The sequence below is a fragment of the Variovorax sp. 01T439_2 genome (genome assembly GCF_056398445.1).
This window is the reverse complement of sequence record NZ_JBFTPJ010000298.1, coordinates 1-6,071: the sequence shown is the minus strand read 5'-3', so window position 1 is coordinate 6,071 and position 6,071 is coordinate 1. Positions and strand designations below refer to the sequence as shown.

General features: G+C 68.0%; 8 protein-coding genes. 4 read left to right on the top strand and 4 right to left on the bottom strand.

What is annotated here, in order from left to right; genetic code table 11:
* From AC1DOC_RS15620 to AC1DOC_RS15605, 4 genes are all read right to left on the bottom strand, one after another.
* Positions 1-839 (bottom strand): maltotransferase domain-containing protein (locus AC1DOC_RS15620; protein ID WP_478130047.1); only part of this gene is annotated, 839 nt, incomplete at its 3' end.
* Positions 836-2,734: a 1,4-alpha-glucan branching protein GlgB gene (gene glgB, locus AC1DOC_RS15615; RefSeq protein WP_478081257.1), complete on the bottom strand. Its 1,899-nt coding sequence runs from the start codon at positions 2,732-2,734 to the stop codon at positions 836-838. The genes glgB and AC1DOC_RS15620, both read right to left, overlap by 4 nt.
* Positions 2,735-2,928: 194 nt before the next feature.
* On the bottom strand, positions 2,929-3,249 hold the full coding sequence (locus tag AC1DOC_RS15610; protein ID WP_478081256.1) for a hypothetical protein: 321 nt from the start codon (positions 3,247-3,249) through the stop codon (positions 2,929-2,931).
* Between the two features lie 105 nt (positions 3,250-3,354).
* The gene (locus AC1DOC_RS15605; protein ID WP_012747108.1) at positions 3,355-3,714 is read right to left on the bottom strand and encodes a hypothetical protein; all 360 of its coding nucleotides are present in this window, start codon (positions 3,712-3,714) and stop codon (positions 3,355-3,357) included.
* Positions 3,715-3,988: 274 nt separating this feature from the next.
* Here AC1DOC_RS15605 and AC1DOC_RS15600 point away from each other — a divergent pair, with 274 nt between their 5' ends.
* The 4 genes from AC1DOC_RS15600 to AC1DOC_RS15585 all read left to right on the top strand — a co-directional run.
* Positions 3,989-4,426 (top strand): Hsp20/alpha crystallin family protein, encoded by a 438-nt coding sequence (locus AC1DOC_RS15600; protein ID WP_018902897.1) that lies wholly within the window; start codon positions 3,989-3,991, stop codon positions 4,424-4,426.
* 42 nt (positions 4,427-4,468) lie between these two features.
* On the top strand, positions 4,469-4,888 hold the full coding sequence (locus AC1DOC_RS15595) for an Hsp20/alpha crystallin family protein (protein WP_478081255.1): 420 nt from the start codon (positions 4,469-4,471) through the stop codon (positions 4,886-4,888).
* A gap of 14 nt (positions 4,889-4,902) precedes the next feature.
* Entirely contained in the window at positions 4,903-5,277 is a 375-nt protein-coding gene (locus AC1DOC_RS15590) for a hypothetical protein (protein ID WP_436311051.1), read from the top strand.
* 142 nt (positions 5,278-5,419) lie between these two features.
* Positions 5,420-6,071 (top strand): phosphoribosyltransferase (locus AC1DOC_RS15585; RefSeq protein ID WP_478130046.1); only part of this gene is annotated, 652 nt, incomplete at its 3' end.

Genomic DNA, 6,071 nt, shown 5'->3' with positions numbered 1-6,071 from the left:
CCGCTGGCCAGCGCGTTGTTGGGGCCCTTGCGCTGCAGTCGGCCGATCGGGTGGATCGGCGKRAAGTACAGCACGTCGAAGCCCATGGCGGCAATGGCGGGCAGCCGCGCCTCCACGTCCTTGAAGGTGCCGTGCACGCCGGGCGTGGTGCCGGCCGAACGCGGGAACAGCTCGTACCAGGTGCTGAAGCGCGCACGTTCGCGCTCGGCCTCCAGCGGCAGCTCGAGAGCAAAGCGCACCTCGTGCCGGCGGTCGGGGTGGCGGCGCGCCAGCATGGCCAGCTCTTCGTCCAGCGCCAGCGCCTTGAGCGCCGACACGTCCGCGCCGGGGTCGGCCGCCACGGCATCGAGCTCGGTGGCCCAGTTGGCCAGCGCCTGCCGGTCCGCGCCCTCGGCCCGCTCGGCCGCGCCGGCCACCTCCAGTGCGCCCACCTGCGAGGCGATGCGCACGTCGTCGGGGTCCACGCGGCGTGTCATTTCATGGCGCCACGATTCGAACGGGTCGACCCAGGCCACCACGGTGTAGAAGTAGCGCCCGAGCGCGGGCGGCGCAAAGGATGCCTCCCACACGTCGTTGACGAGCGGCTTCATCGGCACTTCGCGGAACTCGGCCTTGCCCTGCGGACGCCAGCACAGCAGCACGCGCAGCACGTCGTGGCCGTCGGTGAAGCAGTGCGCCTTCACCTGCACCCTTTCGCCGACGATGCATTTCACGGCGAAGCGGCCGTTGTCCACCGACGGCAGCACGGCATCGACGACCGCGCGCCGGTTGCCGTCCTGCACCTCGGGCGCCACGGAGGAAGCCGCGGGGGCCTGCGGATTTGCGAACAGTTTTTTCATGATGGCCGGTGCTCGAAAATCAGCGTGGACAGCGGCGGCAGGGTCATGCACACCGAGTGCATGCGGCCATGCGAACGCACGGGTGCGGCCTCGACGCCGCCAAGGTTGCCCCACCCGGAGCCGCCGAACTCGACGGCGTCGGTGTTGATGAGCTCGCTCCAGAAGCCGGGCATCGGCACGCCCAGCACGTAGTTGGTGCGCGGCACCGGCGTCATGTTGCTGACCACCAGCAGCGGCGCGTGGCCATCGCGCGGCTTGCGCAGGAAGGCGAACACGCTGGCGTCGGCATCGTCGGCCGCGACCCATTCGAAGCCCGCGGCCGAGAAATCCTGCTGGTAGAGCGCGGGCGCATCGCGGTACACGCGGTTGAGCTGCGCCACCAGCCGCTGCAGGCCGCCATGCCCTTCGAGCTCGCAGACCCACCATTCGAGCTCGCCGTCGTGCGTCCACTCGCGCCGCTGGCCGAACTCGCCCCCCATGAAGAGCAGCTTCTTGCCAGGGTGCGCCCACATGAAGCCGAACAGCGCGCGCAGGTTCGCGAACTGCTGCCAGTGATCGCCCGGCATCTTGCCGAGCAGCGAGCCCTTGCCGTGCACCACCTCGTCGTGCGACAGCGGCAGCACGAAGTTCTCGTGGAACGCATACACCAGCGAGAAGGTCATCTTGTGGTGGTGGTACTTGCGGTGGATCGGCTCTTCCTTCATGTAGGCGAGCACGTCGTGCATCCAGCCCATGTTCCATTTCTCGCCAAAGCCCAGCCCGTCCATGTCGGTCGGCCGCGAGACGCGCGGCCAGGCGGTCGATTCCTCGGCCACGGTGATCGCGTCGGGGTGCTCGCGGTAGACGGCGCGGTTCAGGGTGCGCAGGAAGTCGATGGCCTCCAGGTTCTCGCGGCCGCCGTGGCGGTTGGGAATCCATTCGCCGTGCTTGCGCGCGTAGTCCAGGTAGAGCATGGAGGCGACCGCATCGACCCGCAGCCCATCGACGTGGTACCTGTCGAGCCAGAACAGGCCCGACGACACCAGGAAGCTGCGCACCTCCGCACGGCCGTAGTTGAAGATGCTGGAGTTCCACTCCGGGTGGAAGCCCTGGCGCGGATCGGCATGCTCGTAGAGGTGCGTGCCGTCGAAGAACGCGAGGCCGTGCTCGTCGGTCGGAAAGTGCGAGGGCACCCAGTCCAGCAGCACGCCGATGCCGTTCTGGTGCAGGTGATCGACCAGGTACATGAAGTCCTGCGGCGAGCCGTAGCGCGCCGTGGGCGCGAAGTAGCCGGTGGTCTGGTAGCCCCAGGAGCCGTAGAAGGGGTGCTCCGTCACGGGCATGAGCTCCACGTGCGTGAATCCCATCTCCTTCACGTAGGCCGCGAGTTCATGCGCGATCTCGCGGTAGCCCATGAACCGGCCCTCGCGGCGGCGCCACGAGCCCAGGTGCACCTCGTAGACGGACATCGGCGCGTCGAGCGCATTGCGCGCGCCCCGCGTGGCCATCCATTCGGCATCGTTCCATTCATAAGAAAGTTCGCAGATGCGCGAGGCCGTGGCGGGCGCCAGCTCGGCGCAGAACGCGAACGGATCGGCCTTGTCGACCGTGTAGCCGCCAAAGCGCGAGCGGATGCGGTACTTGTAGGCCTGGCCCGGCGCGGCATGGGGCGCGCGGCCCAGCCAGATGCCGGTGCCGTCCGCGGACGGCGCCAGCGGATCGGCATCGCCGGACCAGTGGTTCCAGTCGCCGACCACCGCCACCGATTCCGCGTTGGGCGCCCACACCGCGAAGCGCGCGCCGCCCTCCTTCAGCAGGTGGCAACCCATGAGGTCGTACAGGCGGGAATGCGTTCCTTCGCGGAACAGGTAGGCGTCTTGCGCCTCAGGCTCTGAAAGCAGTTGGGTCACTGGCACCGGTGTTCCTTGCTCGCATGAAGGCCAGCGACCGGGTGTCCAACGGACACGCTTTCGGCATCTACAAGGCCTGAGCACACAATTTGCAAAGAATCCGGGCGCAGCGGGTAAGGCTGAAACCTCCTTGCCGTGTCGGAGAGTTGCCCATCACGCGACCAGGGGCGAAAACCGGCCGCGCAGCGGGTGCGGCGTTTTCAGGCAGCCAGCGGCGTGGCCTGCGGTGCGGTTTGCGAGCCGCCGGAACGGGGGGAAAGGCGCTGGGAAAAATCGTCCACGGTCAGCACGATCGGCCGGTTCGGGTCGGTGCGGTAGCGCTTGAGCGCCGCGGCGCCAATGGCATCGAAGTGCGCCTTGCAGGTTTCCAGCAGGCGGTCGCCCAGGTCCCTGGTGCCGAACACGTCGTGCAGGGTCTCCTCCGAAATCTGCCCGATGATCCGCGCGCCATCGTGGCCGTCCGGGTAGATCGCAAAGCGGACGGCCGCCGTGTCAAAGCAATAGATGCCTTCGAAGTCCATGTCTGTCTCCTGATGAATTTTTCGCTTGCATGAGCGAATCGGATTCAGCGCGGAAGCACGCATCCGGCGGCATGGATTTGCGCGCATGTTCAGGAAGGATGCGGCCTACAAACCCTGCGAGGGGCGCGAATCGCGGCTTCGGGCGGGTAAGACTTGCTGCAATGCATGTCCGAAGCGCTTCTCGCCAAGCCAGCCTTTCAGGCCCGCATGGCGGCGTTTCGACTGCTGCGGCAACTCACCCGGATAGCGGATCCGCGCGAGCTCCTCGCGTCCTTTCTCGGTGATGGCCAGCACCTGCGCCGCGGGCTCGCTGCCCGCGAGCTTCAGGGGGTCGGCTGGCGCCGGAATCAGTGCGATCACGAGCCCCGCCTGGCGCAGGATCCTGACCTCGTCGATCTCCTTGGGCGTGCGGAAAGACACGGGCAGGCGGGATGCGGCTATCTGCTTGAGCAGGTCCATCGGCATGGCAAATCTCCTTCAGGTTTGGAATGACGATTGACGATTTCGACGAGGATCGATTTAGGTCCGCGCCGCCCCCCTTCAAGAGGCCCGGCGTCGAGTTTTTTTCAATTGCGGCATCGGCCTTCATAGCACCCGCGCAATCGGGCTACCGCCCCCCGGACATCCCCTCTTGAAAACCTGCCGCCAGCGCCTATTTCGCTGATCGGAAGCGCTGGAGGCGCACACCTGCGGCGCACCGTTCAACCTGTTGTTCTTTCTTTGAATGGAGGTTTTCGCCATGTACCGATCCCTGTTTCCGCGCGACATGTTTGCAGAGATGGATCGCCTGCAGCGCGAGATGCAGCAGGCCTTCGACCTGTCTCCGACCATCCGGGGCTTCGGCCGCAACGGCTTTCCGGCCCTGAACATCGGCGGCACGCCGCAGACCGTGGAGATCTACGCGTTCGCGCCCGGTGTCGACCCGTCCAGCCTCGAGGTGAACCTGGAGCGCGGCCTGCTCACCATTGCCGGCCAGCGCGCCAACAAGCTGCCCGAGTCCGACGCCAAGGCAGCCGTGCACATCAACGAGCGCTTCGAGGGCTCGTTCCGCCGCGTGCTCACCCTGCCCGACGATGCCGACCCCGACGCCGTGACCGCCAAGTACCGCGACGGCGTGCTGCACATCAGCGTGCAGCGCCAGGCTTCGTCGCAGCCGCGGCGCATCACCGTTCAGTGATGACGATGACGCAACCCTGAAATGAAGAAAGGAGAGACGATCATGGACCGCAACACCAACACCACCACTTCGCCCCGCGTGGCCGGATCGAAGGAGCTCGCGCGCAAGGACGACAGCACGCGCTACAGCGACGCGGCGCTGACGCCGCCGGTCGACGTGGTCGAGGACGGCGGCGGCATCACGCTCTTTGCCGACCTGCCGGGCGTCTCGCGCGACAAGCTCAGCCTGCAGGTCGCGTCCGACACGCTGACCATCGAGGCCGAGTCGGGGCTCTCGATACCCGAGGGGCTCGAGTCGAGCCACACGGAGGTGGGCCTGGGCCGCTTCCGCCGCGTCTTCACGCTCAGCAAGGAGCTCGACACCAACGCCATCTCGGCCGAGCTTTCGCAGGGCGTGCTGAAGCTGCGCATTCCCAAGGCCCAGCACGCGCAGCCGCGGCGCATCGAGATCCAGGCGGCCTGAGCGAGAGGCGCAGCATGCCCTGCGACCAAGGCGATGGAAGAAAGAAGATGAGCGGCACCGAGTGCCTGGCGCGGCTGCGCGCCGACGCCGCGGCCCTGAGCCCGCGCGCCGCGCACATCGCGCTGGCGCTCCTGCCCGCCGTCGACCACTTGCCGGACGCATGGAAGGCGGGCCTGCGCAAGACCCTGGCCCACCGCGCCGGCGCGGCCGCGCCGCTCTCCCCCATCGAGTTCGACGCGATCCGCGCCACCGCGGCCAGCCTTCCGCACGCGTATCCCGAATGGGTGGTCACCGACCCCGAGCACCCGAAGGCGCGCGAGCTGATCGTGAATGCGTGGCGGGAGGGGGCGCGGCGCGGGCGGGGTGGGCTGCGGCAGGCTGGCGCCTGATCCAGCAGCACCCTTAGCTGCCGCTGCGAGACGGGGGCACGGCGCGCCGCCCCATGGCAGTGCACGCCTACGCCAATGTGCGCATCCCCCTACAGCACCGCTGTGCCAGGAAAAATAAGGTGGCCGCAAGGACACCCGAGAAATGGCTTTCGAGTTTTTCAGGAACCGGCAGCAGGCGGGCCGCGTGCTCGCTCAAAGGCTCGCCGCCTATGCGCACAAGCCGGATGTCGTCGTGCTGGCCCTGCCGCGCGGCGGCACGCCGGTGGCCTACGAAGTGGCCAAGGCATTGCATGCGCCGCTCGACGTGCTCGTGGTGCGCAAGCTCGGCGTGCCGGGACACGAGGAATACGCGATGGGTGCCATTGCGGCCGGCGGCGAGCAGGTGCTCGATGAAGACCTCGTGCGCGAACTCGGCATCGGCGCGAAGGAGGTCGATGAAGTCGTGCGCAACGAGCAGGACGAACTCGAGCGGCGCGAACGCGCCTACCGCGGCGACCGGCCCGCGCCCGAGCTGCATGGCCGCACCGCCATCCTTGTGGACGATGGCCTGGCCACCGGCGCGACCATGCGCGTGGCCGTGCGCGCGGTGCGCCGGCAGGCGCCGGCCCGCGTGGTGGTTGCAGCGCCCGTGGCATCGCGCGAAGCCTGCGCGCTGCTGCTCGGCGAAGCCGACGACGTGGTCTGCGCCGAGACGCCGGAGCCCTTCCTCGGCGTCGGGCGCTGGTACCTGGACTTCTCGCAGACCAGCGACGAGGAGGTCTGCCACCTGATCGAAGACGCCAACCCTCATGGCG

Bases quoted from the DNA above. Each gene is read 5' to 3' on its own strand.
- AC1DOC_RS15610 (WP_478081256.1), bottom strand. From the start codon at position 3,249: ATGGACTTCGAAGGCATCTATTGCTTTGACACGGCGGCCGTCCGCTTT.
- AC1DOC_RS15605 (WP_012747108.1), bottom strand. From the start codon at position 3,714: ATGCCGATGGACCTGCTCAAGCAGATAGCCGCATCCCGCCTGCCCGTG.
- AC1DOC_RS15600 (WP_018902897.1), top strand. From the start codon at position 3,989: ATGTACCGATCCCTGTTTCCGCGCGACATGTTTGCAGAGATGGATCGC.
- AC1DOC_RS15595 (WP_478081255.1), top strand. From the start codon at position 4,469: ATGGACCGCAACACCAACACCACCACTTCGCCCCGCGTGGCCGGATCG.
- AC1DOC_RS15590 (WP_436311051.1), top strand. From the start codon at position 4,903: ATGCCCTGCGACCAAGGCGATGGAAGAAAGAAGATGAGCGGCACCGAG.